22 protein-coding genes are annotated in these 26,896 nt (G+C 70.7%); 11 read left to right on the forward strand and 11 right to left on the reverse strand.

The genetic code is table 11. The features are described from left to right. Positions 1 to 5: 5 nt before the first annotated feature. Complete coding sequence (locus AAHG03_RS11615) at positions 6 to 461, reverse strand: (2Fe-2S)-binding protein (RefSeq protein WP_342150825.1); 456 nt, start codon at positions 459 to 461, stop codon at positions 6 to 8. A gap of 225 nt (positions 462 to 686) precedes the next feature. Here AAHG03_RS11615 and AAHG03_RS11620 point away from each other — a divergent pair, with 225 nt between their 5' ends. Next, positions 687 to 2,222: a sensor histidine kinase gene (locus AAHG03_RS11620; protein ID WP_342150826.1), complete on the forward strand. Its 1,536-nt coding sequence runs from the start codon at positions 687 to 689 to the stop codon at positions 2,220 to 2,222. 201 nt (positions 2,223 to 2,423) lie between these two features. On the opposite strand, the gene AAHG03_RS11625 is transcribed toward AAHG03_RS11620, so the two are convergent. Both AAHG03_RS11625 and map read right to left on the reverse strand, forming a co-directional pair. After that, complete coding sequence (locus AAHG03_RS11625) at positions 2,424 to 3,260, reverse strand: collagen-like domain-containing protein (RefSeq protein ID WP_342150827.1); 837 nt, start codon at positions 3,258 to 3,260, stop codon at positions 2,424 to 2,426. A 113-nt stretch (positions 3,261 to 3,373) separates the two neighbouring features. Then, positions 3,374 to 4,126: a type I methionyl aminopeptidase gene (map, locus tag AAHG03_RS11630; protein WP_342150828.1), complete on the reverse strand. Its 753-nt coding sequence runs from the start codon at positions 4,124 to 4,126 to the stop codon at positions 3,374 to 3,376. Between the two features lie 90 nt (positions 4,127 to 4,216). Here map and AAHG03_RS11635 point away from each other — a divergent pair, with 90 nt between their 5' ends. The 5 genes from AAHG03_RS11635 (at position 4,217) to eda (ending at position 11,166) form a co-directional block, all read left to right on the forward strand. Then, complete coding sequence (locus tag AAHG03_RS11635; protein WP_342150829.1) at positions 4,217 to 4,681, forward strand: immunoglobulin domain-containing family protein; 465 nt, start codon at positions 4,217 to 4,219, stop codon at positions 4,679 to 4,681. Positions 4,682 to 4,992: 311 nt separating this feature from the next. Then, complete coding sequence (locus tag AAHG03_RS11640) at positions 4,993 to 6,579, forward strand: malonate--CoA ligase (RefSeq protein WP_342150830.1); 1,587 nt, start codon at positions 4,993 to 4,995, stop codon at positions 6,577 to 6,579. A gap of 88 nt (positions 6,580 to 6,667) precedes the next feature. Then, the gene (locus AAHG03_RS11645) at positions 6,668 to 8,170 is read left to right on the forward strand and encodes a PAS domain-containing protein (RefSeq protein ID WP_342150831.1); all 1,503 of its coding nucleotides are present in this window, start codon (positions 6,668 to 6,670) and stop codon (positions 8,168 to 8,170) included. Positions 8,171 to 8,547: 377 nt separating this feature from the next. Continuing rightward, positions 8,548 to 10,377 carry a phosphogluconate dehydratase gene (edd, locus tag AAHG03_RS11650; RefSeq protein ID WP_342150832.1) on the forward strand — a complete coding sequence of 610 codons (1,830 nt, stop codon included), beginning with the start codon at positions 8,548 to 8,550 and terminating at the stop codon, positions 10,375 to 10,377. Positions 10,378 to 10,548: 171 nt separating this feature from the next. Next, the gene (eda, locus tag AAHG03_RS11655) at positions 10,549 to 11,166 is read left to right on the forward strand and encodes a bifunctional 4-hydroxy-2-oxoglutarate aldolase/2-dehydro-3-deoxy-phosphogluconate aldolase (protein ID WP_342150833.1); all 618 of its coding nucleotides are present in this window, start codon (positions 10,549 to 10,551) and stop codon (positions 11,164 to 11,166) included. Positions 11,167 to 11,230: 64 nt separating this feature from the next. Here the strand turns inward: eda and AAHG03_RS11660 are convergent, their stop codons facing one another. Next, complete coding sequence (locus AAHG03_RS11660; RefSeq protein WP_342150834.1) at positions 11,231 to 11,590, reverse strand: DUF2794 domain-containing protein; 360 nt, start codon at positions 11,588 to 11,590, stop codon at positions 11,231 to 11,233. A 499-nt stretch (positions 11,591 to 12,089) separates the two neighbouring features. On the opposite strand from AAHG03_RS11660, the gene bluB reads away from it, so the two are divergent. Then, on the forward strand, positions 12,090 to 12,752 hold the full coding sequence (bluB, locus tag AAHG03_RS11665; protein ID WP_342150835.1) for a 5,6-dimethylbenzimidazole synthase: 663 nt from the start codon (positions 12,090 to 12,092) through the stop codon (positions 12,750 to 12,752). Positions 12,753 to 12,928: 176 nt separating this feature from the next. Beyond that, a complete protein-coding gene (locus AAHG03_RS11670) occupies positions 12,929 to 13,444 on the forward strand; it encodes a L,D-transpeptidase (protein ID WP_342150836.1) in 516 nt (171 codons plus the stop codon). A gap of 233 nt (positions 13,445 to 13,677) precedes the next feature. On the opposite strand, the gene AAHG03_RS11675 is transcribed toward AAHG03_RS11670, so the two are convergent. Further along, positions 13,678 to 14,058, reverse strand: a complete 381-nt coding sequence (locus AAHG03_RS11675; protein ID WP_342150837.1) for a hypothetical protein — start codon at positions 14,056 to 14,058, stop codon at positions 13,678 to 13,680. 219 nt (positions 14,059 to 14,277) lie between these two features. After that, a complete protein-coding gene (gene ndk / locus AAHG03_RS11680; RefSeq protein ID WP_342150838.1) occupies positions 14,278 to 14,700 on the reverse strand; it encodes a nucleoside-diphosphate kinase in 423 nt (140 codons plus the stop codon). A 314-nt stretch (positions 14,701 to 15,014) separates the two neighbouring features. On the opposite strand from ndk, the gene AAHG03_RS11685 reads away from it, so the two are divergent. After that, the gene (locus AAHG03_RS11685; RefSeq protein WP_342150839.1) at positions 15,015 to 15,542 is read left to right on the forward strand and encodes a DUF2147 domain-containing protein; all 528 of its coding nucleotides are present in this window, start codon (positions 15,015 to 15,017) and stop codon (positions 15,540 to 15,542) included. 535 nt (positions 15,543 to 16,077) lie between these two features. Further along, on the forward strand, positions 16,078 to 18,153 hold the full coding sequence (locus AAHG03_RS11690) for a carbohydrate porin (RefSeq protein WP_342150840.1): 2,076 nt from the start codon (positions 16,078 to 16,080) through the stop codon (positions 18,151 to 18,153). 488 nt (positions 18,154 to 18,641) lie between these two features. Here the strand turns inward: AAHG03_RS11690 and AAHG03_RS11695 are convergent, their stop codons facing one another. From AAHG03_RS11695 to AAHG03_RS11710, 4 genes are all read right to left on the reverse strand, one after another. Beyond that, on the reverse strand, positions 18,642 to 19,244 hold the full coding sequence (locus AAHG03_RS11695; protein WP_342150841.1) for a sarcosine oxidase subunit gamma: 603 nt from the start codon (positions 19,242 to 19,244) through the stop codon (positions 18,642 to 18,644). Then, positions 19,237 to 22,218 (reverse strand): sarcosine oxidase subunit alpha family protein, encoded by a 2,982-nt coding sequence (locus tag AAHG03_RS11700; RefSeq protein WP_342150842.1) that lies wholly within the window; start codon positions 22,216 to 22,218, stop codon positions 19,237 to 19,239. The genes AAHG03_RS11695 and AAHG03_RS11700 overlap by 8 nt, the downstream gene beginning before the upstream one ends. Before the next feature lie 136 nt (positions 22,219 to 22,354). Further along, positions 22,355 to 22,672, reverse strand: a complete 318-nt coding sequence (locus tag AAHG03_RS11705; RefSeq protein WP_342150843.1) for a sarcosine oxidase subunit delta — start codon at positions 22,670 to 22,672, stop codon at positions 22,355 to 22,357. A 181-nt stretch (positions 22,673 to 22,853) separates the two neighbouring features. Further along, positions 22,854 to 24,104: a sarcosine oxidase subunit beta family protein gene (locus AAHG03_RS11710; RefSeq protein WP_342150844.1), complete on the reverse strand. Its 1,251-nt coding sequence runs from the start codon at positions 24,102 to 24,104 to the stop codon at positions 22,854 to 22,856. 274 nt (positions 24,105 to 24,378) lie between these two features. Here AAHG03_RS11710 and AAHG03_RS11715 point away from each other — a divergent pair, with 274 nt between their 5' ends. Next, entirely contained in the window at positions 24,379 to 25,395 is a 1,017-nt protein-coding gene (locus AAHG03_RS11715) for a GlxA family transcriptional regulator (RefSeq protein WP_342150845.1), read from the forward strand. A 107-nt stretch (positions 25,396 to 25,502) separates the two neighbouring features. On the opposite strand, the gene AAHG03_RS11720 is transcribed toward AAHG03_RS11715, so the two are convergent. Continuing rightward, complete coding sequence (locus AAHG03_RS11720; protein ID WP_342150846.1) at positions 25,503 to 26,885, reverse strand: class II 3-deoxy-7-phosphoheptulonate synthase; 1,383 nt, start codon at positions 26,883 to 26,885, stop codon at positions 25,503 to 25,505. Positions 26,886 to 26,896 lie beyond the last annotated feature (11 nt).

Raw genomic sequence — 26,896 nt, forward strand, 5'->3', positions numbered from 1 at the left:
GAGGCTTACGCGAGAGAGCGGGCGGCTTCGTGGATCGCGGCGCGGATGCGTTGGTAGGTGCCGCAGCGGCAGACGTTGCCGTCCATGGCGCCGTCGATGTCGGCATCCGTGGGCTTCGGGTTCTCGGTGAGCAGGCCGATCGCCGACATGATCTGGCCGGACTGGCAGTAGCCGCACTGCACCACATCGAGCTTGCGCCACGCGCCCTGCACCGCCTCGGCCACCTTGCCGTTGATGCCCTCGATCGTGGTGATCTTGGCGCTTCCCACGTCGCCTACCTTAGTCTGGCAGGCGCGCACCGGCTGCCCGTCCATGTGGACCGTGCAGGCGCCGCACTGGGCGATGCCGCAGCCGTACTTGGTGCCGGTGAGCTCGAGCCGGTCGCGGATCGCCCACAGCAGCGGCATGTCGGGATCGGCGTCGACCTCGCGGGCCGCGCCGTTCAGGTGGATGGTCAGCATGCCGCCGCTCCGGAATCTGGAATCGTTCCGAGTCTGGACCCGCGGCGCGCCGACTGATGTGCGCCAGCGCACCTGAATACAAGATAGCCGGTACGGTTACGGATTCCGGACAATTCGCCCGACTCCCGAAGCCGCTTCTTAACGGTTCGCGGGCACCCTGAGGGCCCGTTTCCGGCCGGTCCGCGGTCGCGACGCTCGACACCTCAGCGACCCGAACCCCCAGGCATGGCCGACCTCACAGCGGAGATGGTACAGCGCGGCCGCGGGCCCTCCTCGCAGGAGGTGGCCAAGCGGCGCGGCATCGCGCGCGACATGCGCTCGGCCCGCGAGCGGCTGACCTCGACGAGCGGGCTGGAGCGCGCCTTCGACCACGAATTGCTGCGCCTCTACGCGCAGTACCGGGCGGGCGCCGCCCTGCCGCTGCTGGCGCTCGCCGTGGCGCTCGCCGCCGCCTCGCTGATCTGGCTGCGCCCGGCGATGGCGGCCGTGTGGTGCGTCGGCGCCTGCGCCACGGTGCTGCTGACGGTGGGCCTCGCCCGCCGCTTCCTGCGCCAGCCGCCCGAGAGCCTGTCGCTGGCGGGTTGGCGCCGCGCCTTCATCGCCGCCGAGTTCGGGCAGAGCCTCGCCTGGGCGATGATGCTCTTGGTCGGCGCCCCCGACGCCCGCACCTTCGCCCTGTTCGGCCTCGTCATCGTCGCGGCGGTGACGACGATGCTGGCCGCGACCGTGCCGATCGCCGCCGTCTCGGGCCTGATGCCCCTGATGCTGGCGGCGCTCTCGCTGCTGCTGTTCTCCCGCGACACCGACACGGTGCTGCTCGTCGTCATGACGGTGTGCAGCCAGCTGCTCTTCGCGGGGCTCGCGCGCCGCCTCTACGATTCGGCGGTCGGCACGCTGCAATCGCGGGCCGAGAAGGACGCGATCTTCGCCGAACTCGAACAGGCCAAGGCCAATTCCGACGAGGCGCGCCGCCGCGCGGAAGAGGCCAACCTCGCCAAGTCCCGCTTCCTGGCCACCATGAGCCACGAGCTGCGCACGCCCTTGAACGCCATCCTCGGCTTCTCGGAGGTGATGAAGAACGAGGTGTTCGGCGCCCACACCGCGCCCGCCTACAAGGAATACGCCAACGACATCCACGACAGCGGCATGCACCTGCTGACGCTGATCAACGAAATCCTCGACCTCTCGCGCATCGAGGCCGGGCGCTACGACCTGACCGAGGAGGCGATGCAGCTCGCCCACACGGTGGAGGAGTGCCGCCACATGATGGCGTTGCGCGCCCGCTCCAAGGGCCAGACCTTCGCGAGCTTCGTGGACGAGACCCTGCCGCGCCTCTGGGCCGACGAGCGCGCCGTGCGCCAGATCGTGCTCAACCTCCTGTCGAACGCCGTGAAGTTCACCCCGCCCGGCGGCGAGATCGTCATCAAGGTCGGCTGGACGGCGTCGGGCGGGCAGTATGTCAGCGTCAAGGATTCCGGCCCCGGCATCCCCGAGGACGAACTCGGCACCGTCATGTCCTCGTTCGGGCGCGGGTCGCTAGCCATCAAGACCGCCGAGCAGGGCTCGGGGCTGGGGCTCCCGATCGTGAAGGGCCTCGTCGACCTCCACGGCGGCCATTTCCAGCTCAAGTCGAAGCCGCGCGAGGGCACCGAGGTGATCGTCACCTTCCCGGCGAGCCGCGGCATGGACGCGCTCCCCGCCGTCGATCTCGCCACCCCCGCGCCGGCGCCCGTTCCCGCGCGGCGTGCGCGGGCGGCGTGAGGCCGGGGGTTTTTCTCAGGTTTTCACAGCGTCTTCTGCCACCTTCATCCCCCCACCGCCCTCATCCTGAGGTGCTGCGAAGCAGCCTCGAAGGAGGGCTCCAGAAGTCGCCGAGCGAACTGGAGCCCTCCTTCGAGGCTACGCTTCGCTCCGCACCTCAGGATGAGGGGGTTGGATGGGATGTAGGGGGCCAAAGTCCGCCTACGGCTTGGCGCACAACCCGGTCATGCCGCCGCTGCCCGCCGGGCAGATGGCCGCGGTCTCCGAGTCGAAGCTCGCCGCAGCGCCCTTGAGGCAGATCGCCGAGGCGAACACCTCGCCGGGCTCGCACGAGAGGGTGCAGCCGGTCTCCGGGCAGGTCTGCGTGCGCACCACCCGGAACGGGCTGGCGGACGCCGCGGCGGCCTCGCCCCGCGCGCCGGGCTCGCCCTTCGGGCCGGGCGCCCCCTTCGCTCCGGCCTCACCTTTGGGACCGGCCTCGCCCTTGGCGCCCGCCTCCCCCTTGGGCCCCGCGGGACCGGCCGGGCCGGCCTCGCCTCTCAAGCCTTGCGGGCCTTGCGGCCCCGGTGCGCCGGGCGGGCCCTGGAGGCCGGCGGGGCCGGGGGGCCCCTGGAGGCCCGCCTCGCCCTGCGGCCCGGCCGGGCCCGGCTCGCCCGCCTTGCCGGGCGGACCCTCGGGGGCGCAGTTGGCGACCACCGCCTCGCGCTCGTCCTCGCCGCTCTTCAGCAGCGCCACGCAGGTCGCGGGCCGGTAGGGCAGGCGGAACTCGAAGCGCCCGCGCTTGTCCGACAGCACGGAGATGTCGTCGTCGAGGATCACGGTCTGGCCGCTCTTGCGGATGCTGCCGGAAATCCGCAGGTCGCCGCCCTCGATGCGGGCGTCCCACACCTGGATCGGCGGGACCGCCGCCTTCGGACGGGCTTGAGTCGCCTTCGCCCGGGGCGCGGGCGCCTCGGCGGGCTGCGCCAGGGCCGGCGCGGTGAACAAAACCCCCGCCATCAGGATCGGCCACGGCCAACGTCCCACGGTCGCAGGCATCCTCGTCCCTCCCGTCTGATCCGCGCGTCTTCCGGCGCGGCGGCGGGAAGGTTTCGGCGGGCGAGGCGAGACGGTCAAGCCCGGTCTCGCTCACCTTTCGGGCAGGAGGCCGACTACCCCGCCATCGTCAGGATCAGCGGCCCGTTGCGGGTGGCCACCACCGTGTGCTCGTACTGCACGGTGCGGGCGCGGGGGCGGCTGTAGAGGGTCCAGGGATCGTCGTCGCGGTTCTCGGCGAAGTCGGCGCCCAGCGAGAGGAACGGCTCGACGGTGAGCACCAGCCCCTCGGTCATGATCCGGCGCTCGGAGGCGTCGGGCCAGGTCGCGATCTCGGTCGGCTCCTCGTGCAGGGAACGGCCGACGCCGTGGCTCGCGAGGTTGCGCACCAGCGTGTAGCCGTTCTTCGCCGCGAACGCTCCGACCGCCCGGCCGATGCCGGCGATCGGCCGGCCGGTGCCGACCTGCCGCAGGCCGGTCCACAGGGCGCGCCGCCCGTCCTTGCACAGCCAGTCCGTCGCCCGCGTCACCGGGGGCACGGGAAACGAGGCGCCGGTGTCGGAGAAGTAGCCGTCCCGCTCCGCCGACACGTCGATGTTGACGAGGTCGCCCGCCGCGATCCGGCGCTCGCCGGGGATGCCGTGGGCGACCTCCTCGTTGACGCTGATGCAGGTGGCGCCGGGGAAGCCGTAGACCGTCTCGGGCGCCGAGCGCGCGCCCGCCGCCTCCAGGAAGCGTCTCCCGATTCCATCGAGTTCGCGCGTGGTCATGCCGGGCTCGATGGCGCGCCCCATCGCCTCCAGCGCGTCGGCGACGATGCGCCCGATCCGCTTCAGGGCCGCCAGCTCGTCCTCGCTCGACACCGTCATGGGGTTTCCTCACTCGACCGGCCCGCGTGCCGGTATAGCCATGCCGCGATGTCTTGAAAGCGCCGCGGGGCGCGCGCAGAGAGGGCCACCATGCGCCGCTCGCTCCTCACCGCCCTTGTGGCTGTCCTCTTGGCCCTCCCGCTGCTCGCCCCCACGCCCACGCGGGCGGACGAATGCGAGGGGCTGGCCCTGCAACTCGCCCAGGCGGTCGGCGCCAAAAAACCCGGCCGGCGGATGGGCCCGAGCATCGATGTGCGGGCAGCGAGCGGCGTGACGCTCAACCTCACCTGCCGGGCCCAGCCCATCGTCCAGGCCTCCTCGGGCGAGCCCTCCCCCTCCGCCACCTATTTTCGCGAGTTGACGACGGCTTCCGAACTGGTGATCGGCGAGCCGGCGGCGACGATCCAGCCGATCCTGGTGCGGGCCTACGAGACGGCGCTCCGCGAGGGCCGCAAGTCCTTCATCCAGCAGAACGGCTGGTCGGCGAGCTGCTACACCGACAGCGCCGGAGCGCTGCGCACCCTCTGCTCGGTCGGCCGCATTCCCACGGAGTGATCCGCCTCTCGCCGTCATTGCGAGGCGAGACGTAAGCAATCCAGCGCTCCGCAGAGTCCGAACGGAGCGCGGCGTAGCCGTGTCGTCGGTACAGTGTCGCGCTCTTCGGGAAACGCGTGCCCTGGATCGCTTCGGCTCCGCCTCGCGATGACGGGGTGGATTGGAATCCGCGCGGGTTGCCCGGAAGCGATGTGACGCCGTTGTTCTCCTTTCCGCCGCCGCCCCGTTCCTGCTCCGCTTGAACCGCGCTTCGCCCTGCGCCAATGCGGTCACCGAGCAAAGAATCGGGACCGGGCAGGAGACGACACGCGATGGCCGAGGCAGCCGGCAACCACCTGTTCGACCTCGTGCGCGCCCATCTCCCGGCCGATCCGGGCGGACGCACCTTCATCGAATCCGTCCCCGATGGGCGGCACCACAGCTACGCCGACCTGCTGGCCCGCTCTAGCGCCTATGCCGACGCCCTGACGCGGCTCGGGGTGAAGCCCGGCGACCGGGTCGCGGTGCAGGTCGAGAAGAGCGCGGAGGTCGTCTTCCTCTATCTCGGCGCGGTGCGGGCCGGTGCGGTCTTCCTGCCGCTCAATACCGCCTATACCGGGCCCGAGATCGCCTATTTCTTGGATGATGCCGAGCCGGCGCTGTTCGTCTGCGATCCGGCCCGCGAGACGGACCTCACGAAGGTCGCCCGCGAGGCCGGCGTCGGGCAGGTGCGCACCCTCGACGGCGAGGGCCGCGGCAGCATGGCCGAGGCCGCCGACGCGGCCTCCACCGACTTCGCCGACGTGGCCCGCGGGCCCGACGATCTGGCCGCGATCCTCTACACCTCGGGCACGACCGGGCGCTCGAAGGGCGCCATGCTGAGCCACGACAACCTCGTCTCCAACGCGCTGACGCTCGCCCAATACTGGCACTTCACGGAACGCGACGTGCTGATCCACGCGCTGCCGGTGTTCCACACCCACGGCCTGTTCGTGGCCACCAACGTCGTGCTCGCCACCGGCGGCACCATGCTGTTCCTGCCGCGGCTGGATGCCAAGACAATCTTGGAACTGATGCCGCGGGCGACCGCGATGATGGGCGTGCCGACCTTCTACACCCGCCTGCTCAAGGAGCCGGGCCTGACCCACGCGGCGACCGCCAACATCCGCCTGTTCGTCTCGGGCTCGGCGCCGCTTCTGGCCGACACGCATCGCGAATGGTCGGAGCGCACCGGCCACGCGATCCTCGAACGCTACGGCATGACCGAGACCAACATGAACACCTCGAACCCCTACGAGGGCGCGCGCCGGGCCGGCACGGTCGGCTTCCCGCTGCCGGGGGTGTCGCTGAGGATCGTCGATGCCGAGACCGGCGCCCCGCTCGGCGCGGACGAGGTCGGGATGATCGAGGTGAAGGGCCCCAACGTGTTCCGGGGCTACTGGCGCATGCCGGAGAAGACCGCGTCCGAGTTCAAGGTCGACGGCTTCTTCGTCACCGGCGACCTCGGCAAGGTGGACCGCGACGGCTACGTCCACATCGTCGGGCGCGGCAAGGACCTCATCATCACCGGCGGCTACAACGTCTACCCGAAGGAGATCGAGACCGAGATCGACGCGCTGCCGGGCGTGGTCGAATCGGCGGTGATCGGGCTGGCGCATCCGGATTTCGGCGAGGGCGTCACCGCCGTGGTGGTGGCGGGCGAGGGCGCGCCCGACGAGGCCGGCATCCTCGCGGCGCTCGAAGAGCGGCTGGCCAAGTACAAGTGCCCCAAGCGCGTGCTCTTCGCCGAGGATCTGCCCCGCAACGCCATGGGCAAGGTGCAGAAGAATGTTTTGCGCGACATCCATGCCGGGCTCTACGCAGAGCGGCGCGAAGGGGTGACGAACGGTAGCGCTCTCGCGTCTGTGATGCGAAGGTAGCGACTGAAATGATATGGGGCTGCCCGTCCGTGAGGTGTGGGGGCCGCCACTTGGACCGCCTCAAGGAATCGTCGGGACAACGCTGACCGTGACCAGCCGCCAGGAGCACGATCGAATCGACGCGGAGTTGCACCGCGTCGCCAAGAGCAACGATCCCTTCGCCGCCGCCGTGCGGGCGACCCGGATGCCGATGCTGATCACCGATCCGAGCCAGCCCGACAACCCGATCGTCTTCGTCAACGATTCCTTCACCAAGCTCACGGGCTACGCCCGCGAGGAAATTCTCGGGCAGAACTGCCGCTTCCTGCAGGGGCCGGAGACGAACCGCGACGACGTCGCCAGGATCCGCGACGCGGTCGAGCGGCGCGTCCCGATCGAGATCGACCTTCAGAACCACAAGAAGAACGGCGAGATCTTCTGGAACCGGCTCCTGATCTCGCCGGTCTTCGATTCGGACGGGCAGCTGACCTACTTCTTCGCCTCGCAGTTCGACGTCACGCTGGAGCGCGACCGGCTGGTACGGCTCCAGCGCGACCGCGACGCCCTGGAGCAGGAGGTCGAGCGCCGCAACGACGACCTGAACCGCAGCGAGAGCCGCCTGAACTTCATGCTCGCCGCCGGCCGTCTCGGCGCGTGGAGCCTCGACCTGACCGAGCGCCGCCTCGTCGCCTCGGAGCTGTGCAAGCTGAATTTCGGCCGCCAGCCCGGCGAGACCTTCACCTACGACGACCTCGTCGCGTCGGTCGTACCCGACGACCGGCCGAAGCTGGAGGCCGCGATGCAGGCGGCGATCGACCGGCGCTCCGACTACGACGTCGAGCACCGCGTCACCGGGCCGGGCGGCGAGGTGCGCTGGGTGCAGCTGCGCGGCCGGGCCTATTACCGGGCCGACGGCGCGCCGCTCTCCATGGCCGGCATCTCGCTCGACGTGACCGAGCGCAAGCGCGCCGACGAGCAGCGGGCCTTGCTCGCCGCCGAGATGAAGCACCGGGTCAAGAACTCGATCGCGACCGTGCAGTCGATCGCCCACCAGACGCTTCGCAACGCCGCCTCGATCCAGGACGCGCAGAAGACGCTCGACGCCCGCCTCAACTCGCTGGCGGGTGCCCACGACATCCTCACCTCCGAGAGCGATGTCGGCGCGACGCTCGCCGAGGCGGTCGAGACGGCGCTCAGCCCGTTCCGGGTCAGCCCGCGCGGCCGCATCCGCGTCGGCGGGCCGGAGGTGCGTCTCTCTCCGCGCCTGACGCTCGCCGTGGTGATGGCGCTGCACGAACTCGCCACCAACGCCTCGAAATACGGCGCCCTCTCCAACGACACCGGCAAGGTGATCCTCAACTGGGAGGTCGAGGGCCGGCGGCCCGGTGCCCGCCCGACGCAGGATTCCGCCGACGGCCAGGACGCGTCGCCCGCCATGCTGCGCCTGCGCTGGGAGGAACTCGACGGCCCGCCGGTGGAGAAGCCGAGCCGCGTCGGCTTCGGCACCCGCATGATCGAGCGCGTGCTCGCCGCCGAGTTCGGCGGCCGCGCGGCCATCGACTACCGCCCCCGCGGCCTCGTCTTCACCGTCGAGGCGCCGCTGCCGGATTGACGGCGCTTCGCCGTCATCCCACCCACTCCCCTCATCCTGAGGTGGCCGCGTCAGCGGCCCTCGAAGGAGGTCTCCAGTTCGCGCGCGATCCCTGGAGCCCTCCTTCGAGGCTCCGCTTCGCTCCGCACCTCAGGATGAGGGGGATGGGTGGGAGAGGCGTCGCCCGGTGACATCCCGCCCGAACGGTCCATCGGCCGCGATCCCGTTTCGAACCGCTCCATGGTAAGGACGGCTTGAGCCGGGTCCCGTTCTTGCGGGGGCCCAGAGCATCGGCCCGACAGGTGGGAACCGGCTGTCGGAAAAAGTCGATGCGGCACAAGAACCGAGAGGCTCGTCCAAGACGAGACTCTCGGGAAACGAACGAGGCTTGATCCGCCATGCCGGAGCTTCATCCCGAGGTCGCCGCGGTCACCGAACGGGTGATCGCCCGCTCCCGCGACAGCCGCCGCGCCTATCTCGACCTGATCGAGCGCGAGCGCGAGGCCGGCGTCCACCGGCCCAAGCTCGCCTGCGGCAACCTCGCCCACGGCTTCGCGGCCTCGGGCGAGGACAAGCCGGCGATCATCGCGGGGCGTGCCATGAACATCGGCATCGTCACCGCCTACAACGACATGCTCTCGGCGCATCAGCCCTACGGGCGCTACCCCGAGCAGATCAAGATCTTTGCCCGCGAGGTCGGCGCCACCGCGCAGGTCGCGGGCGGCACGCCGGCCATGTGCGACGGCGTCACCCAAGGCCAGCGCGGCATGGAGCTGTCGCTGTTCTCCCGCGACACCATCGCGCTCTCGACCGCGGTGGCGCTCAGCCACGGCATGTTCGAGGGCGCGGCGCTGCTCGGCATCTGCGACAAGATCGTGCCGGGCCTCATCATCGGGGCGCTGCGCTTCGGCCACCTGCCGATGATCCTCGTGCCCGCGGGCCCGATGCCCTCGGGGCTCGCCAACAAGGAGAAGCAGCGCATCCGCCAGCTCTTCGCCGAGGGCAAGGTCGGCCGCAAAGAGTTGCTGGAGAGCGAATCCGCCTCGTATCACGGCGCCGGCACCTGCACCTTCTACGGCACGGCCAACTCCAACCAGATGATGATGGACGTGATGGGCCTGCACATGCCCGGCGCCTCCTTCATCAATCCCGGCACGCGGCTGCGGCAGGCGGTCACCCGCTCGGCGATCCACCGCCTCACCGAGATCGGCTGGAACGGCAACGATTACCGCCCGCTCGGGCGCTGCATAGATGAAAAAGCCATCGTCAACGCCATCGTCGGCCTGCTCGCCACCGGCGGCTCGACCAACCACGCGATCCACATCCCGGCCATGGCGCGCGCCGCCGGCATCGTCGTCGATTGGGAGGATTTCGACCGGCTGTCCGGCGTCGTGCCGCTGATCGCCCGCGTCTACCCGAACGGCGCGGGCGACGTGAACCACTTCCACGCCGCGGGCGGCATGTCCTACGTCATCGCCTCGCTGATCGATGCGGGCCTGCTGCACGACGACATCGTCACGGTGGCCGGCACCCGCCTGCGCGACCACGCCCGCGACCCGAAGTTTCTCGGAGACGGAGACGCGCTCACCTTCGAAGATGCCCCGGCCGAGCCGCTCGACGACACCATGCTGCGCCCACCATCCAATCCGTTCCAGCCCGACGGCGGGATGCGGCTGGTGAAGGGCAACCTCGGACGCGCCACGTTCAAGACCAGCGCGGTCGAGCCGCAGCGGCGCACCATCGAAGCCCCGGCCCGCGTCTTCTCCGATCAGGACGACGTCATCGCCGCCTTCAAGGCCGGCGAACTCGACGGCGACGTGGTGGTCGTGGTCCGCTTCCAGGGCCCGCGGGCCAACGGCATGCCGGAGCTGCACAAGCTGACTCCGCCGCTCGGCGTGCTGCAGGACCGCGGCCACAAGGTCGCGCTGGTGACCGACGGGCGGATGTCCGGCGCCTCCGGCAAGGTGCCGGCCGCGATCCATCTGAGCCCGGAAGCCGTCGGCGGCGGCCCCATCGGCCGCATCCGCGACGGCGACGTGATCCGCCTCTCGGCGGAAGACGGCGTGCTGGAGGTGCTGGTCGATCCGGCCGAGTGGGAGGCGCGTGAGGACGCGACCCGGCCCCCCGACGGCCTCGGCACCGGCCGCGAGCTGTTCGCGTTCATGCGCCAGGGCGCCGACGACGCCGAACGCGGCGGCTCGGCGATGCTGGCGGCGGCGGGGCTTTGAGGGAACGCACACCTCGTCATTTATAGCGCGGGTCTCTCCTCCCCCTTGCGGGGAGGAGGACAGGAGGTGGGGGTCGGGCAGAAGGCACCGCCCCGCCTCATCCTGAACCACCCCCACCCCTAACCCCTCCCCGCAAGGGGGAGGGGACCAGCGTCAGGGCAGGAGACCATCATGAGCACCATCGACGCGCTGATGCGCTCCGTCCCCGTCATCCCCGTCCTCGTCGTCGAGGACGCGGCCGACGCCGTGCCGATGGCCGAGGCGCTGGTCGCGGGCGGGCTCACCGCGCTGGAGGTCACGCTCCGCACCCCCGCGGCGCTGGACGTGATCCGGGCGATGGCCTCGGTCGAGGGTGCGGTCGTCGGGGCCGGCACCGTGCTGAACGCCCGCGACCTCGACGCCGCCATCGGCGCGGGCGCGAAGTTCATCGTCAGCCCCGGCCTCACCGCCCCGCTGACGGAAGCCGCGCTCGCCTCCGGCGTGCCCTACCTGCCGGGCGTCGCGACCTCCGCCGACATCATGCGCGGCCTCGACCACGGACTCGACCGCTTCAAGTTCTTCCCGGCCGAGGCCGCGGGCGGGCTCAAGGCGCTCAAGGCGCTCGCCGCCCCGTTCCATCGGGTCCGCTTCTGCCCGACAGGGGGCATCACCGAGGCCACCGCCGCGGACTGGCTCGCCCACCCTTCCGTGCTCTGCGTCGGCGGAAGCTGGGTCGTGCCCGCGGGCAAGCCCGATCCGAGCGCGATCCGGCGGCTGGCGGAGGCCGCGGGGCAGTTGCGCAAGGCATAAGAGATAAAGCGGGGCTCTGCCCCGCTCCCCGCCTAAGGGATGATCCCTTCGGAATCCATCGATATCACACCGCTTTCAGCGGGCCCTCCAGGACGCCCAGCACGCGGGCGAGGTCGTGGCCGCGCTTCATCACGAGGCCGCTCGCCGCGATCACCGCGTAGGCGCCCTGGCGGCGGGCGAGCTTCGGATCCTTCTCGACCCGGTAGAGCGGCATCTCGGAGGTGCGGCGGTAGATCGAGAACACCGCCTTGTCGCGGCGGAAATCCAGCGCGTAGTCGCGCCACTCGCCCTCCGCCACGCGGCGTCCGTAGAGGTTGAACAGCACCCGCAACTCGTCGCGCTGGAAGGCGACCTGGGGTGTGGTGGTGGACGGGAACGGGATCACCTGCGAATCCCGCGGCTCGGCGCTCGGCCCCTGGCTCATCGTCGCTCCCAGAGCATCGGTCTGACAAGGTGGGCACCGGCTTGTCGGAAAAAGCCGATGCGGCACAAAAATGAGATCTGGCCCCGACGGGGCCGCCGGTTCGTGTCGAGGAATGATGGGCCGCCCGGCCCGCGCCGACAAGGTGCTTCGCCGGCCATCGAGCGCCGGGCCGCCTCTCTCGCCCCTTGGCAACCGAAATGAATCCGTTGTGTGCGCCGCCGCACCGTCGGTCGTTGCGGCCACGGTCTCGCCGCGATCTCGCCTTGCCAAGGTCACCGCGACACGGTCATGTGTGACCTGAAACCTCGTCGGCGCGTCCCCGGGGTGGCGCCTGAAACCCGAGCTCCCCAGCCCTCGGGCGTCATTCCGGTTCCGGCTCGCCGACACCCGGAGGTTTCGAGACCCAAGGACTTCAGGCGGCCTCTTCGGAGCGCCGCCCTTTTTTCGTCCGGGCCCCGGCCATTGCCAGCGACCTGCTTCGGCGCGAGAAGCCCGGACGATGTCCGACCTTCCCGACGCTTGCGGAAATCCGCCCGTCTTCGACGCCGCCTTCCGGGCGCGGCTCGGCGACCTGTTCGCGTGGCGCCGCGACGTGCGCCGCTTCCGCGCCGACCCGGTGGACGAGGCCACCCTGCGCGCCTGCCTCGCGCTCGCGGCGCTCGCGCCCTCCGTCGGCAACAGCCAGCCCTGGCGCTTCGTGCGCGTCGCCGATCCCGCCCGCCGCGAGGCCGTGGCGCAGGATTTCGAGCGCTGCAACGCGACGGCGCGCGACGGTTACGCGGACGAGCGCCGCGCCCTCTACGCCAGCCTGAAGCTCGCGGGGCTGCGCGAAGCACCCGTCCACCTCGCCGTGTTCTGCGACGGCGCGACGGAAACCGGCCACGGGCTCGGTCGCGCCACCATGCCGGAGATGCTGCGCTACTCGGCGGTGGCCGCGGTCCACGCCTTCTGGCTCGCCGCCCGCGCCCATGGGCTCGGCGTCGGCTGGGTCTCGATCTTGGAGCCCGCCCGCATCACCCGCCTCCTCGACGTGCCGGAGGCGTGGGGCCTCGTCGCCTATCTCTGCGTCGGCCATCCGCAGGAGGAGCACGCCGACCCGGAACTCGTCCGCCACGGTTGGCAGGCCCGCACCGCCGAGGCCGCGCGCCTGCACGAGCGCTGAGCGGGCGTTCCTTACCCCGACACTTAAAATGCGCGCGATCCCGCGAGCCGGGGATTCGGCGTGACTTCACCCGGCGGTGCATGGGGGCCAAACTTGAGTCCGCATAAAGCAATACGGCAAGCCGGAACGGTCCAAGCTCTTCCGAGTTACGCTCAAGCTCGGAAAGGCGGTCTTCGATGTTCGGATCAGTCAAGTACAGGGCAGCCCTGGCGGGCGCGCTCGCGGCGGGGCTATGCCTGGTGGGGACCGCGCAGGCCCGCGAGATCGTGCCCTTCGCCGACGGCATGTCGCGCGGCAGCATCGTGGTGCGCACCAGCGAGCGCCGGCTCTACCTCGTCAACGGCGACGGCACGGCGATCCGCTACGCGGTCGCGGTCGGCAAGCCCGGCAAGCAGTGGAGCGGCGCCACCGAGATCGACGGCAAGTATTACCAGCCCGACTGGTCGCCGCCCCGCGAGGTGAAGCGCGACAAGCCCTGGCTGCCGAACCTCATTCGCGGCGGCTCGCCGGGCAACCCGATGGGCGTGGCGGCGATGACGCTGCGCGGCGGCGAATACGCCATCCACGGCACCAACCGCCCGAGTTCGATCGGCACCTTCGCGTCCTACGGCTGCATCCGCATGTACAACCACGACATCGCCGACCTGATCGAGCGCGTGTCGGTGGGGACGCAGGTCTACGTGGTGCGGTGAGACGGTTTCCGGCCGGTCGCGCCGGGCTCCATCCGAGGCGACCAACCGGAAGCGGGTATCGGACCAAGCGAGACCCACGCTCGAAGCCGCGCGAGCGGCTTCACGGCGCGAAGAGCGCCGCGCGCAGCGGCCTCGGCATTCTGCCGAGGCGTCTAGCGAAGCGAAAGCCTAAGCCCGCGGATGCGGGCGCCGGCGATTGAGGCCAACCCAAAAAAGACCGGTTTGATCGAAGATCAGACCGGACGCGGCAGCTTGCAGCTGTCCAGCGCGTTCAGCGCCTTGGCGGTCGCGGTGTCGTTGAAGTAGCCGGTGGCGCGGTAGGAGGCGACCTCGTCCTTGTCGAGCGACGCCAGCGTGCGGTCGGCGTAGCAGCCGCAGGGCGCCTCCAGCGTCGATTGCTCGACCTTCTGCAGGCGGGACTGGACGATCGCGCAGGCGTTGCGCACGCGGCCGGTCAGGTTGGACTTCGAGGCGGTCTTGAGCGTCGGATCGGGCGTGTAGCCTTCGAGCGAGGCGTACTGCCCGGTGCGGCCCGCGGTGTTGCAGGCGGCGAGCAGCGAAACGAGGCCGGCCGCGAGCACGAGGCGGCCGGTGCGCGGGAGCGATGAGCGCATGGAAGCGGGATCCGTCATGACGGGAAATCGTCGGACCCCTGTTTCCGGCCAAGCTTAGCCTTAACGCTAGCGCAGGAGAGTCACACCGCCGCCGAATGCGCCGCGCGTCGCACGATTGTCGCGCGGGTGAGTCCGCCGGGCGACGCCCGCCCGGCGGAAGGATAACCGTTTCTTAACCTCGCAGAGGTCGCCCGCGGGAAGGCGCGGCGAAACGGAAGATTACGCCGCGATGTCGGCGTCGGTGAAGAACTGGGCGATCTCGGCCTTGGCGTTGTCCACGCTATCCGAGCCGTGCACCGTGTTCTCGCCGACCGACTCGGCGAACTGCTTGCGGATGGTGCCCTCAGAAGCCTGGGCCGGGTTCGTGGCGCCCATGACTTCGCGGTACTTGGCGACCGCGTTGTCGCCTTCGAGCACCTGCACGACGACCGGGCCCGAGGTCATGAACTCGACGAGCTCGCCGAAGAACGGGCGCTCCTTGTGGATCTCGTAGAACGTCTCGGCCTGCTCGCGACTCATGCGGATGCGGCGCTGGCCGACGATGCGCAGGCCCGCGGCCTCGATCACGGCGTTGACCGCGCCGGTGAGGTTGCGGCGGGTGGCGTCGGGCTTGAGGATCGAGAAGGTGCGCTCGGTGGCCATGGGGTTCGTCCGGTGCTGAGGAAAGAGGATCGCGCGACGCGCGGGGCAGCCGGCGCGGGCGGCTTATAGCGGCGGGTCGGCTCAGCCTCAACCGAAGCGGCCGCCAGGGCCCGAATGCGCACGCGAAACGCTCGATGGCGGGAAAAGCGGAGCCGTTTCACGCCCCGCCATGGCTTTTGCGCAACACCGCCGAAAATTCGCCGGATTGCGCCGGCCTTCTGAAGGGCGAACGAACCCCCCGTCCCTCCGGGCGGGACTGCCGATCTCCGTAAAGCCCCCGCCCCGTCACGGGGCACAGCCTCAGGAGCCTGCCCATGCGTCTGTCCACCGGTCTCGCCGCCTCCGCCCTCACGGCCCTCCTGGCTTCGACCGCCGCCGAAGCGGCCCCCAAGGACCTGTCCGGCACGTGGCTGACGGGCGACGGACGCGCCAAGGTGCGGATCGACCGCTGCGGCCCCGGCGGCTCCAACGCCTGCGGCAAGGTGGTGTGGCTGAAGTCGCCGACGGACGAGGCCGGCGCGCCGCGCACCGACGCCAAGAACCCCGACCCGAAGAAGCGCGCCCGCCCGATCATCGGCCTGACGCTGCTCGACAACCTCAAGCCCGACGCCGCGTCGTTCGCGGGCGAGATCTACAATGCCGACGAGGGCAAGATCTATCAGGTCAGCCTGGAGCGCGAGAGCGAGGCCGAGCTGAGCGTGCAGGGCTGCCTGCTCAAGGTGCTGTGCGGCTCGCAGACGTGGACCCGCGTGCCGGACGTGAACCAGCAGGCGGCGATCCAGCCGGAGGCCAAGGCCGCGCCGAAGCCGGCGGCCAAGCCCGCCGCGAAGGCCTCCGAGTAGGTCCCGCTGCCGTAAAAAACCCTCCGCCGTCATTCCGGGGCTCGCCGCAGGCGAGAACCCGGAATCCACCCGTGATGCGCGGCTATACGAACGGTCGAGGCCAGTCGTGGATTCCGGGTTCCGCTGCGCGGCCCCGGAATGACGGCGGTGGTGGCGGGTCTTGTAAGACGAGCCGATAATGCGCGGCCCGGCCCGAAACGAAAGCGGGCGCATCGTCGCCGATGCGCCCTTCCAGTCGGTTGCCTAACCTGATGGGGGTCCAGGCACCGCCTACCTACAGCAGAGCTTGACCGCGGCAAGGGGTCGCGCTGCGCGTCGGCATCCCTCCCGCGCGATTTTTCCGCGCCCTCCCCGGTTTTCGCAAAACCGCTTCGCCGGCTGTCATCGTCCTGTCGGACGATCCGGTCTTTACGTCTCCGCCGTGGCGCATCTGCAACCGTCCTCCGTCGAATGATGCGGACGTGATGCGCCGCGGATTACGGCGGCGGGAGCATCTGGTAGCTCGCCCCTGGACGCGTGCAGGGGAGGCTGCGGGGTGGGGACGAAGCGCGCATTGACCTGCGGCACGGCCTGCCTCGCCGCCCTGTTCGGGCTCGGCGCGCAGGCCGCCGACCTTCCCGCGCCGCCCGGCTTCATCGACTGGTCCGGCCCCTATCTCGGGCTGCAGGGCAGCGCGGGCGCCTCCTTCGGCAATTACGATTTCGGGCCCAGCACGGTCGGCGCGCGGCGCCTGCCCGCCTTCGCCACGGGCGACGCCACCGGCAGCCGCGATCTCGGCGCCGACGCGACCACGGTCGCCGCGGGCGGATTCGCCGGCTGGAACTGGCAGAGCGGCCCGCTCGTCTACGGGGTCGAGGCCGACCTCGTCGGCGCGAACCTCAAGCGCGGCGTGCGCTCCGATGCGCCGGGCTTCGGCTACGAGGGGCTGGACGCGCCCTTCGCCCTCATCCGCGAGAAGACCGACGTGTTCGGGGCCCTGCGCGGGCGGCTCGGCTACGCCTTCGGCAACAACCTGATCTACGCCACCGCCGGCCTGACCGGCGCCAACGGCCGGGTGCTCGCGACCTATCCCGATCTCACGGGCGGCCCGGTCGCGTCCGTCTCGCGCGACGTCACCTATCTCGGCTTCACCCTGGGGGCCGGCGTGCAGTTCGCGGTCCATCCGCATTGGTCGCTCGGGCTCGACTACCGCTACAGCGATCTGGGCGAGAGCCGCCGCTTCGATCTCGGCGTGCTGCCCGGCCCCGACGGTGGCCCGGTGACGACCCGCACCGCCTTCGTCTCCAACAAGATGATGGCCCGCCTCACCTGGCATCCGCAGGCGCTGGCGCTCCAGCCGGACGAGGACGAGGCGCCGCGCGACACCCGCTTCTCGCTGCACGGCCAGACCACCTTCGTGAATCAGGCGGTCGGCGGCTTCCGCGCGCCCTATCGCGGGCCGCAGAGCCTCGTGCCCGATCAGGCGCAGGCCACCACCACGGCGACGCTGTTCCTCGGCCTCAAGCTCGCGGAGGGGACCGAGCTCTACTACAATCCGGAATTCAGCCAGGGTTTCGGGCTGTCGCGCACGCTGGGCGTAGCCGGCTTCGTCAACGGCGAGGCGCAGAAGGCCGGCGCCCCGTTCCCGAAGCTGCGCTCCAACCGCTACTTCGTGCGCCAGACCTTCGGGCTTGGCGGCGAGACGGAAGAGGTGCCGGACGGGCCGAACTCGATCGCGGGCACCCGCGATGTCGAGCGCATCACCGTCATCGCCGGCAAGTTCGCGCTCGGCGACTTCTTCGACGGCAACCTCTACGCCCACGATCCGCGCATCGACTTCATGAACTGGGGCCTGTGGGCGTCGGCCGCCTGGGACTTTCCGGCCAACCTCCCCGGATTCACGCAAGGGCTGATGGTCGAGTACAACCGGGCCGAGTTTGCGGTCCGCGCCGCCTACACGCAGGTGCCCAAGCAACCCTCCTCCGACGTGCTCGATCCGCGGGTGTTCGAGCGGGCCGGCACCAACATCGAGTTCGAGGGGCGCTACGCGCTGCCGGTGCTGGAGCAGCCGGGGCGGCTGCGGCTCGGCTTCTTTTCCAACGTCGGCAACACCGCCGATTACCGGCAGGTCGTGGCGCTGACGCAGGGCGGCAGCTTCGCCGACATCGAGGAGGCGGTCGCCGCCACCCGCGCGCCGCTGCGCAAGAGCGGACTCTACGTCAACCTCGAACAGGCGCTCACCCCCGATCTCGGCCTGTTCGCCCGCGCCAGCGCCAACGACGGGCGCTCCGAGAGCCTGTCCTTCACCGATGTCGACGGCTCGGTCTCCGGCGGCCTCTCGTTGAAGGGCACCGCCTGGGGCCGCCCGCAAGACACCGTGGGGGTCGGCGCCTCGCGCAACACCATCTCGCGGGCGCATCAGGCCTATTTCGCCAACGGGGGCCTGGGCCTGCTGATCGGCGACGGGCGCCTGAATTATTCGCCGGAGCGGGCCGTCGAGGTCTATTACGCGATGAACCTGACCAAGGGCGTCACCGTCTCCCTCGACTACCAGCACGTCGAGAACCCAGCCTACAACCGCGACCGCGGCCCGGCGGATTTTTTTGGGACCCGGTTGCACACGGATTTTTGAGGGTGGGCTTTTTCGGGGTTTCCGGTTGGCCGCATCGGCGACGCGCATCCCCTCGCCCCACACGCGGGGAGAGGGCCGCGACGACCTCGTCGTCGGCGCGGCGAGGCGGCAGCCGGAGGTGAGGGGGCTTGTCCGAAGAGGCTCATCCGTCGAAGCCCCCTCACCATCGCTCCGCTCCCTTCATGGACGACGGGGTCCATGAAGGCCTCTCCCCGCGTGCGGGGAGAGGGGGGCCCAGCGGCGCTCGAAGCGATTGAATTAGAGCGGCGATCGTAAAACGCGACGCAAGTCCCTCCCCCCTCTGCGGGGGAGGGTGTCCGCGGAGCGGACGGGAGAGGGGCAGCGCGACGCTACCGCCTCGCCGCCGTTGTCCCGTCATCTCCGGAAGCCGGGCTCCCCTCTCCCGACCCCCTTCGGGGGCCACCCTCCCCCGCAGAGGGGGGAGGGATGTGGCGGTGGCGCCTGCGTCCGAAAACAATCACTTCGCTCTAGCCCCGCACCTCGCAGCCGAACTCCGCCGCCGCCTCGTCCAGCCAGGACCACAGGCTGCCGGCAAGGCTGCGGGCGACGGCGATTTCATAGGTCGCATCGTCGCGCTGCCAGAGCTGCACGCCGATATGCGCGACCGAAGTCACCGCCGTGCGGCCGGGACCGAAGGCGCGCGGGTGCAGATCGACCGAGACGCCCTTTTCCAGCACGCGGCGGGCGTCCGGCCCGGAGAGCCGCAGCACGGCCCGCCCGTCGCTCTGGTCGGCGACCGCGGCGAGGCCGCTCAGCGCCGCGCCGAGCCCGTCGAGAGTGCCGCGGGTGGGGGCGAGCACCAGCCACTGGCCGGGGCCGGACCAGATCAGGCCGGTCTCGCCGGAGAACAAAGCCGTGCCGGGCTCGGGGAGAGAGAGGCCGAAGCGGTCCCGCACCGCAGCCGCGAGCCGCTCCTCGGCGCCGTCCACGGCGGTGACGCTCATGAGTGCCAGCCCCTCGCGGGGGATGACGGTGACGCTGGCCGGGCCCTTGCGCCGGCCGTGGCGACCGGCATGAGCGTAGAGGTCCCAGGCCCCGCGGGGCCGCCAGAGGGTCGCGTGCTCAGCCATGCATCCTCTCCCCCGCCGGGTCCACGAAGGCGGCGTTGCAGATCTCGACCTCGACATCGCCGCCGCGCACCGGATCGTAGGCGCGCACCCGCTCGCCGTGGCGTTCCGCCCCGCGCCGGATCAGGCCGAGGCCGATCCAGTGGCCGAGCGAGGGCGAGAACGCGACCGAGGTCATGGTTCCTTCGTCCGCCGCCAGGCTCGGCTCGGCACCGACGGCCAGGAAATGGGCGCCGGCCCGCAGGCGCTGGCTCGGATCGACCGGGCGGAAGCCGACGAGGATCGGGCGATCCGGGTCGGTGAGCGCCGGGCGCTCCTTCATCAGGCGACCGACATAGTCCTTCTTCTTCGCGAGCATCCCCCCGAGCGCGAGGTCGCGGGCGGTGGTCTGGCCGTTGATCTCGGCGCCCGCCGCGTGGCCCTTCTCGATGCGCATCACCGAGAGCGCCTCGGCGCCGTAGGGGCAGATGCCGTAGGGCAGGCCGGCTTGCATGATGGCGCGCCACGCCGCGTCGCCGTAACTGGCCGGCACCGCGATCTCGTAGGCGAGTTCGCCCGAGAACGAGATGCGGAACAGCCGCGCGGGAATCCCGCCGCCGACGGTGATCTCGGCCGCGCCTAAGAACGGGAACGCCTCGTTCGAGAGATCGAAGCCCGGATCGACGATGCGCCTCAGCACGTCGCGCGAGCGGGGGCCGGCCACCGCGTATTGCGCCCATTGCTCGCTGACCGAGACCATCTGCACATCGAGTTCGGGCCAGAGCCATTGGCGGCAGAATTCGAGGTGCTGCATCACGCGGGCGGCGTTGGCCGTCGAGGCCGTCATGACGAAGTGGTTCTCGGCCAGCCGCGAGACCGTGCCGTCGTCGAGCACGAAGCCGTCCTCGCGCAGCAGCAGGGCGTAGCGCGAACGGCCGACCTTCAGCGTCCCGAACGGGTTGGCGCAGACCCGCTCGATGAAGGCGAGCGCGTCGCGGCCCTGGATGTCGATCTTGCCGAAGGTGCTGACGTCGCAGAGACCCACCTTGCCGCGCACGGTCTCGACCTCGCGCACGACCGTCTGGAGCCAGTCGGTCTCGCCGGCCCGCGGGAAATAGGCCGGGCGCAGCCACAGGCCGGTCTCTAGGAACTGCGCGTTGTTCTCCAGGCACCACGCGTGGGACGGGACATGCCGCGTCGCGCGGAACTCCTTGCCGCGGTGGTGGCCGGCGAAGGCGCCGATGGCGACGGGGGTGAAGGGCGGGCGGAACACCGTGGTGCCGACCGCCGGAATTTTTTGGCCGGTCAGCTCGGCCATGATCGACAGGCCGGCGAGGTTCGAGGTCTTGCCCTGGTCGGTCGCCATGCCGAGCGTGGTGTAGCGCTTGAGCAGTTCGACCGCGCGGAACCCCTCGCGGTGGGCCAGCTCCACGTCGGAGGCCGCCACGTCGTTCTGGAAGTCGACGAAGGCTTTTCCTTTCGGCTTGGCGACGCGCCAGAGCGGGGTGTGGGCAGTGGATTCCGGGTCGGTGCGGGGCGTGGCCGTCGCCGTCGCCCTGAAATCGCATGATTCCGCCGCCTCGGCGCCGAGGCGGGCGCCGCTTTCGAGCGCATCCGCCAGCGTCAGCCGGCCCGAGGCCGCGCCGGCCGCGACCATGCCGGTGGGCAATTGGCCCGGCACGAAGCCGTGGATCGCCTCGTCCCAGACCGGACGGCGGGACAGGTGCGAGTCGAGATGCACCACCGGGTTCCAGCCGTTGGCCATGGCGAGGGTATCGCAGGCGATCCTCAGCGTGCTGCCGTAGGAATCGCGCACGTCGATTCCCGACAGGGCGAGGTGCCCGCGCGTGCCGACCACCTGCCCGCCGGCCACCACCTGGGCGCCCGCGGATTCGGCCATGCGACGGAGCGCGACCGGCACGTCGGGGCGGGAATCCACCACCGCGGCCACACGCCTGCCGGCCGCGGCGATGTCGGCCACCGTGCGCCAGCCGTCGTCGCTCGACGTGAACACGGCGGGGTGAGAGCCGGGGAGCACGCCGTAGCGGTTGAGATAGGTCCGCACCGCGCCGGCCAGCATCACGCCGGGCCGGTCGTTGCCGCCGAAGACGTGCGGGCGCTCGATGGCGCCCGCCGCCAGCACCGCGCGCCGGGCCACGATCCGCCACAGCCGCTGGCGCGGCGCGTGGGGGGCCGGCACCGCGACGTGATCGGAGACGCGCTCGACCGCGCCGTAGGCGCCGTGATCGTAGACGCCGAACAGGGTGGTGCGAGACAGAAGCCGCACCTCGGGCAGGCTTTCCAGCTCAGCCACCGCCTGCGCGACCCATTCGGGGCCGCTCACGCCGTCGATCTCGCGCCGCTCGGCCAGCAGCCGGCCGCCGAGGCAAAAATCCTCGTCCACGAGGATGACGCGGGCGCCGGATCGGCCGGCGCTGAGCGCCGCCGACAGGCCGGCGGGGCCGCCGCCGATGACGAGCACGTCGCAATGGGCGTGGGCGTGCTCGTAGGTGTCGGGATCGGGTGCATTCGCGGCCCGGCCGAGGCCCGCCGCGCGGCGGATCATCGGCTCGTACAGCTTCTCCCACAGGGCCGCCGGCCACATGAAGGTTTTGTAGTAGAAGCCCGCCGCGAAGATCGGCGAGAGCAGCGCGTTGACCGAGAGCGCATCGACTGCGAGCGTCGGCCAACGGTTCTGGCTCGTCGCCTCAAGCCCCTCGTAGAGTTCGGCCATGGTGGCGCGGGTGTTGGGCTCGCGCCGGGCCCCGGAGCGCAGCTCGACCAGGGCGTTCGGCTCCTCGGAACCCGCCGAAAGGATGCCGCGGGGCCGGTGATACTTGAACGAGCGCCCGACCAGCCGCACGCCGTTGGCGAGCAGCGCCGAGGCGAGTGTGTCGCCGTGGTAGCCGGTCAGTGTGCGCCCATCGAAGGTGAAGTCGCGGGCGCGGCGACGGTCGATCAGGCCGCCGGAGGATGTGCGGAAGGGTTGATCGCCCAACCCTCTCCCCTCTGCGGGGGAGGGTGCCAGCGGGTGCGGGGGCGACGTTTCCGGAAAGGGCGCTCCCCTCTCCCGACCCTCGCTGACGCGAGGACCACCCTCCCCCGCGGAGGGGGGAGGGAAGTTCGGCGTGCGATCAAGCATGGGGAGCGCTCCCGACGGACTCGGTGACGTGAGCCTTGGCGGCGCGGGCTTTGGCGACGTCGCGGGCGGGCGTGACATCGCTGATGGCGTGGGTGCGGGTGTCGCGGGTCACGACGAGCCAGGCGCGGCAGCCGGCGCCGTGGTACCAGAGTTCGCGGATCTCCCCGGCGCGGTTGTCGCGCAGATACACGTAGTCGTGCATGGCCTCCGCAGAGGCTTCCAGCCCGTCCGGGCGCACGGGCGCGGCGTCGCCGAGATAGCTGAACTCGCCGTTGTCGCGCTCGCCGCAATAGGGGCATCGGATGCGCATGGCTCTTCGTCCGTCCTCGTTGGCGTTGCTCGGCCCGATCCCACCCAACCCCCTCATCCTGAGGTGCCGCGTCAGCGGCCTCGAAGGAGGGCTCCAGCCCGCTCGCGATCCCTGGAGCCCTCCTTCGAGGCCCGCCAAGGCGGGCACCTCAGGATGAGGGCAGGGGGTGGGAGAGAAAGAATCAGTGCAGGTTGGGCTGGGCGCCCATGCCCTTCTCGTCGATGACGTGGCCGGTGGCGAAGCGGTCGAGGCGGAAGGCGGCGCTGTCGGGGTGGGGCTCGTCGCGGGCGATGGTGTGGGCGAAGCAGAAGCCCGCCGCCGGGGTCGCCTTGAAGCCGCCGTAGCACCAGCCGGCGTTGAGATAGAGGCCGCCGATGTCGGTGCGGTCGATGATGGGCGAGCCGTCCATCGACATATCCATGATGCCGCCCCAGTGGCGCAGCAGCCGCAGGCGCCCGAGCCCCGGCCAGAGCGCCATGCCGCCCTCCATCACGTCCTCGATGGTGTGCAGGTTGCCGCGCTGTGCATATGAATTGTAGCCGTCGATGTCGCCGCCGAAGACGAGGCCGCCCTTGTCCGACTGGCTGACGTAGAAGTGGCCGGCCCCGAAGGTCATCACGCAGTCGATCAGCGGTTTCACGCCCTCGCTGACGAAGGCCTGGAGCACGTGGCTCTCGATCGGCAGCCGCATGTCCACCATGGAGGCGAGCAGCGAGGATGAGCCGGCGACGGACAGGCCGATCTTCTTCGCCCCGATGAAGCCGCGGCTGGTCTCGACGCCGACGACGCGCCCGTTCTCGCGGCGGATGCCGGTGACCGCGCAGTTCTGGACGATGTCCACGCCCCGGTCGCTGGCGGCGCGGGCGTAGCCCCAGGCCACCGCATCGTGGCGCACGGTGCCGCCGCGGCGCTGGAGCAGGCCGCCCTTCACGGGAAAGCGCGCGTTGTCGAAATCGATGAACGGCACCATCGCCCGCACGCCCTCGCGGTCCAGAAGCTCGGAATCGATGCCGGCCATCCGCATGGCGTTGCCGCGGCGCGCGTAAGCGTCGCGCTGGGCGTCGGTGTGGTAGAGGTTCAAGACGCCACGCTGGCTGACCATGGCGTTGTAGTTGATGTCCTGCTCCAGCCCCTCCCAGAGCTTCATCGAGTGCTCGTAGAACGGGATGTTGCCCGGCAGCCCGTAGTTCGAGCGCACGATGGTGGTGTTGCGCCCGACATTGCCGGAGCCGATGTGGCTCTTCTCCAGCACGGCGACGTTGGTCAGGCCGTGCTCCTTGGCAAGGTAATAGGCGGTCGCCAACCCGTGCCCGCCGCCGCCGACGATGACCACGTCGTACTCGGCCTTCGGCGCCGCGTCGCGCCATTGCGGCTTCCAGTCCCGCTGGCCGCGGAGCGCCTGCCCGAGGACGCTGAAGAGGGAATAGCGCATCGCGTTCGTCCACTCGGATCGCCGGTCGCGACGGGGTGATCCCATCCAATCCCCTCATCCTGAGGCGCCGCAGCGAAGCGGAGGCCTCGAAGGAGGGCTCCAGGGATCGCTGTGCGAACTGGAGCCCTCCTTCGAGGCCGCTTCGCGGCACCTCAGGATGAGGGGGTGGATGGGATCGGCGTGGCCCATCGCCCTCGGCACGGCGCTCTTGATACGCCCCCTGCGGCAGCGGCCCCTTGCAAATCGCGACACATTCCCGGCAGATCGCGGCGGAATGTGCCCCGCCCCCCTTCCCGACCCCGAGCCCACCATTGTGGGCTTCGTGCTGGTGCCGGACTTCGCGCTGATGACCTACGCGGCGGCGGTCGAGCCGCTGCGGGCGGCCAACGCCCTGTCGGGACGCGTTCTTTATCGCTGGTGGCACGCGGCCCCCGCCGACGCACCGGTCGCCGCCTCGAACGGCTTGAGCATCACGCCCGATGTCGCGGTCGGTGCCGAGCCGCCGGGGGCGGATTGGGTGATCGTCTGCGCGGGCGGCAACCCGTCGGAATTCGACGATCCCGCCCTGTTCGCGTGGCTGCGGCGCTTGGCGCTGCGACCCGGCACGGTGATCGGGGGCTTGTCCGGTGGGCCCTACCTGCTGGCGCGGGCCGGCCTCCTCGACGGGCGGCGCTGCACCCTGCACTGGGAGCACATCCCGGCCTTCCACGAGCGGTTTCCCCGCGTCGAGGTGGTGCGCGCGCTCTACGAGGTCGGGCCCGACCGCATGACCTGCTCCGGCGGCATCGCCGCCCTCGACATGATGCTCGACCGGATCGGGCGCGACCACGGCGCGGGCCTCGCCGCGGGCGTCGCCGACTGGTTCCTGCACAACCAGATCCGGGAGGGGTTGAGCCCGCAGCGGATGGCTTTGCGCCAGCGCTTCGACCTGCGCGACCCGCGGCTGCTGCGCGTGCTCGCCGCCATGGAGGAGAATCTGGAGGTCCCGCTCACCCGCGAGGCGCTGGCCGACCTCGCCCGGATCGGCGTGCGCCAGCTGGAGCGGCTGTTTCGCGAGCGGCTCGGGACGAGCCTGCACCGGCATTATCTCGGCCTGCGCCTCGATCAGGCGCATCGCCTGCGCCGCGAGACCGCGATGCCGGCCGCCGAGATCGCCGCGGCGACGGGGTTTCTCAATGCGGAGGAGTTGGCGCGGGCGGAGCGGCGGCGACAGCGGGCCCTCTCCTCCCCCTTGCGGGGAGGAGCCGGAGGTGGGGGTGGTGCAGACGGCACCGCCTCCGATCCATCCTGAACCACCCCCACCCCTGACCCCTCCCCACCCAGGTCGGGCCTGCCCGATCTGGGCAAGCAAAGTGCGGATCTCGGGCAAGCCCGAGATCCGTGGGGAGGGGAAGAGACTTATTCCGCCGCGTCGAGGCGCGGATGCTCGATCTCGGCGCGCTCGCGCTTGACCAGTTCGGCCGTGAGGAACGCCACTTCCAGCGCCTGCTCCGCGTTGAGGCGCGGGTCGCAATAGGTGTGGTAGCGATCCTGCAGGTCGTCCGCCGTCAGCGCGCGGGCGCCGCCCGTGCACTCGGTCACGTCCTTGCCGGTCATCTCGAGATGGATGCCGCCCGCGATCGTGCCTTCCGCGCGGTGGACGCCGAAGAAGCCCTCGATCTCCTGCATCACCCGCTCGAACGGACGCGTCTTGTAGCGGCCCGCCGCGATGGTGTTGCCGTGCATCGGATCGCACACCCACACCACCGAGCGGCCCTCGCGCTCGACCGCGCGGATCAGGGCCGGCAGGTGGTCGCCCACCTTGTCGGCGCCGAAGCGGCAGATCAGCGAGAGGCGGCCCGCCTCGTTCTCCGGGTTGAGGAGATCGATCAGGCGGATCAGCCCCTCGGGCGTCGTGCTCGGCCCGCATTTGAGGCCGATCGGGTTCTTGATGCCGCGGGCGTATTCCACGTGGGCGTGGTCCGGCTGGCGGGTGCGATCACCGATCCAGAGCATATGGCCCGAGGTGGCGTACCAGTCGCCGCTCGTCGAATCGACGCGGGTCAGCGACTCCTCGTAGCCGAGCAGCAGCGCCTCGTGGCTGGTGTAGAAGTCGGTGGTGCGCACCTCCTGGTGCGTCTCCGGGTTGATGCCGATGGCGCGCATGAAGTCGAGCGCGTCCGACATCCGCTCGGCCACGTCCCGGTAGCGCGAGGACTGGGGCGAGTCCTTCACGAAGCCGAGCATCCAGCGATGGGCGTTCTCGAGGTTGGCGTAGCCGCCGGTGGCGAAGGCGCGCAGAAGGTTCAGCGTCGCCGCCGACTGCCGGTAGGCCTCGAGTTGGCGTTTGGGGTCGGGGATGCGGGCCTCTTCCGTGAAGGTGAGGCCGTTGATGATGTCGCCGCGGTAGCTCGGCAGCGACACACCCTCCAGCGTCTCGGTCGGCGACGAGCGGGGCTTGGCGAACTGCCCGGCGATGCGGCCGACCTTCACCACGGGCGAGCCGCCGGCGAAGGTGAGCACCATCGCCATCTGCAGGAACACGCGGAAGAAATCGCGGATGTTATCGGCCGAATGCTCGTCGAAGCTCTCGGCGCAGTCGCCGCCCTGCAGGAGGAACGCCTGACCGGTCGAGACGCGCGCCAGCGCCGCCTTCAGCTTGCGGGCCTCGCCGGCGAACACGAGCGGGGGAAAGCTCGCGAGTTGAGCCTCCACGGCCTGGAGCGCATCCGCGTCCGGATAGGACGGCACCTGCTGGATCGGCAGGTTGCGCCAGGTTTTGGGGGTCCACCGCTCGGTCATGACACTCTCTC

The organism is Methylorubrum subtropicum (assembly GCF_038442325.1).
GTDB lineage: Bacteria > Pseudomonadota > Alphaproteobacteria > Rhizobiales > Beijerinckiaceae > Methylobacterium > Methylobacterium subtropicum.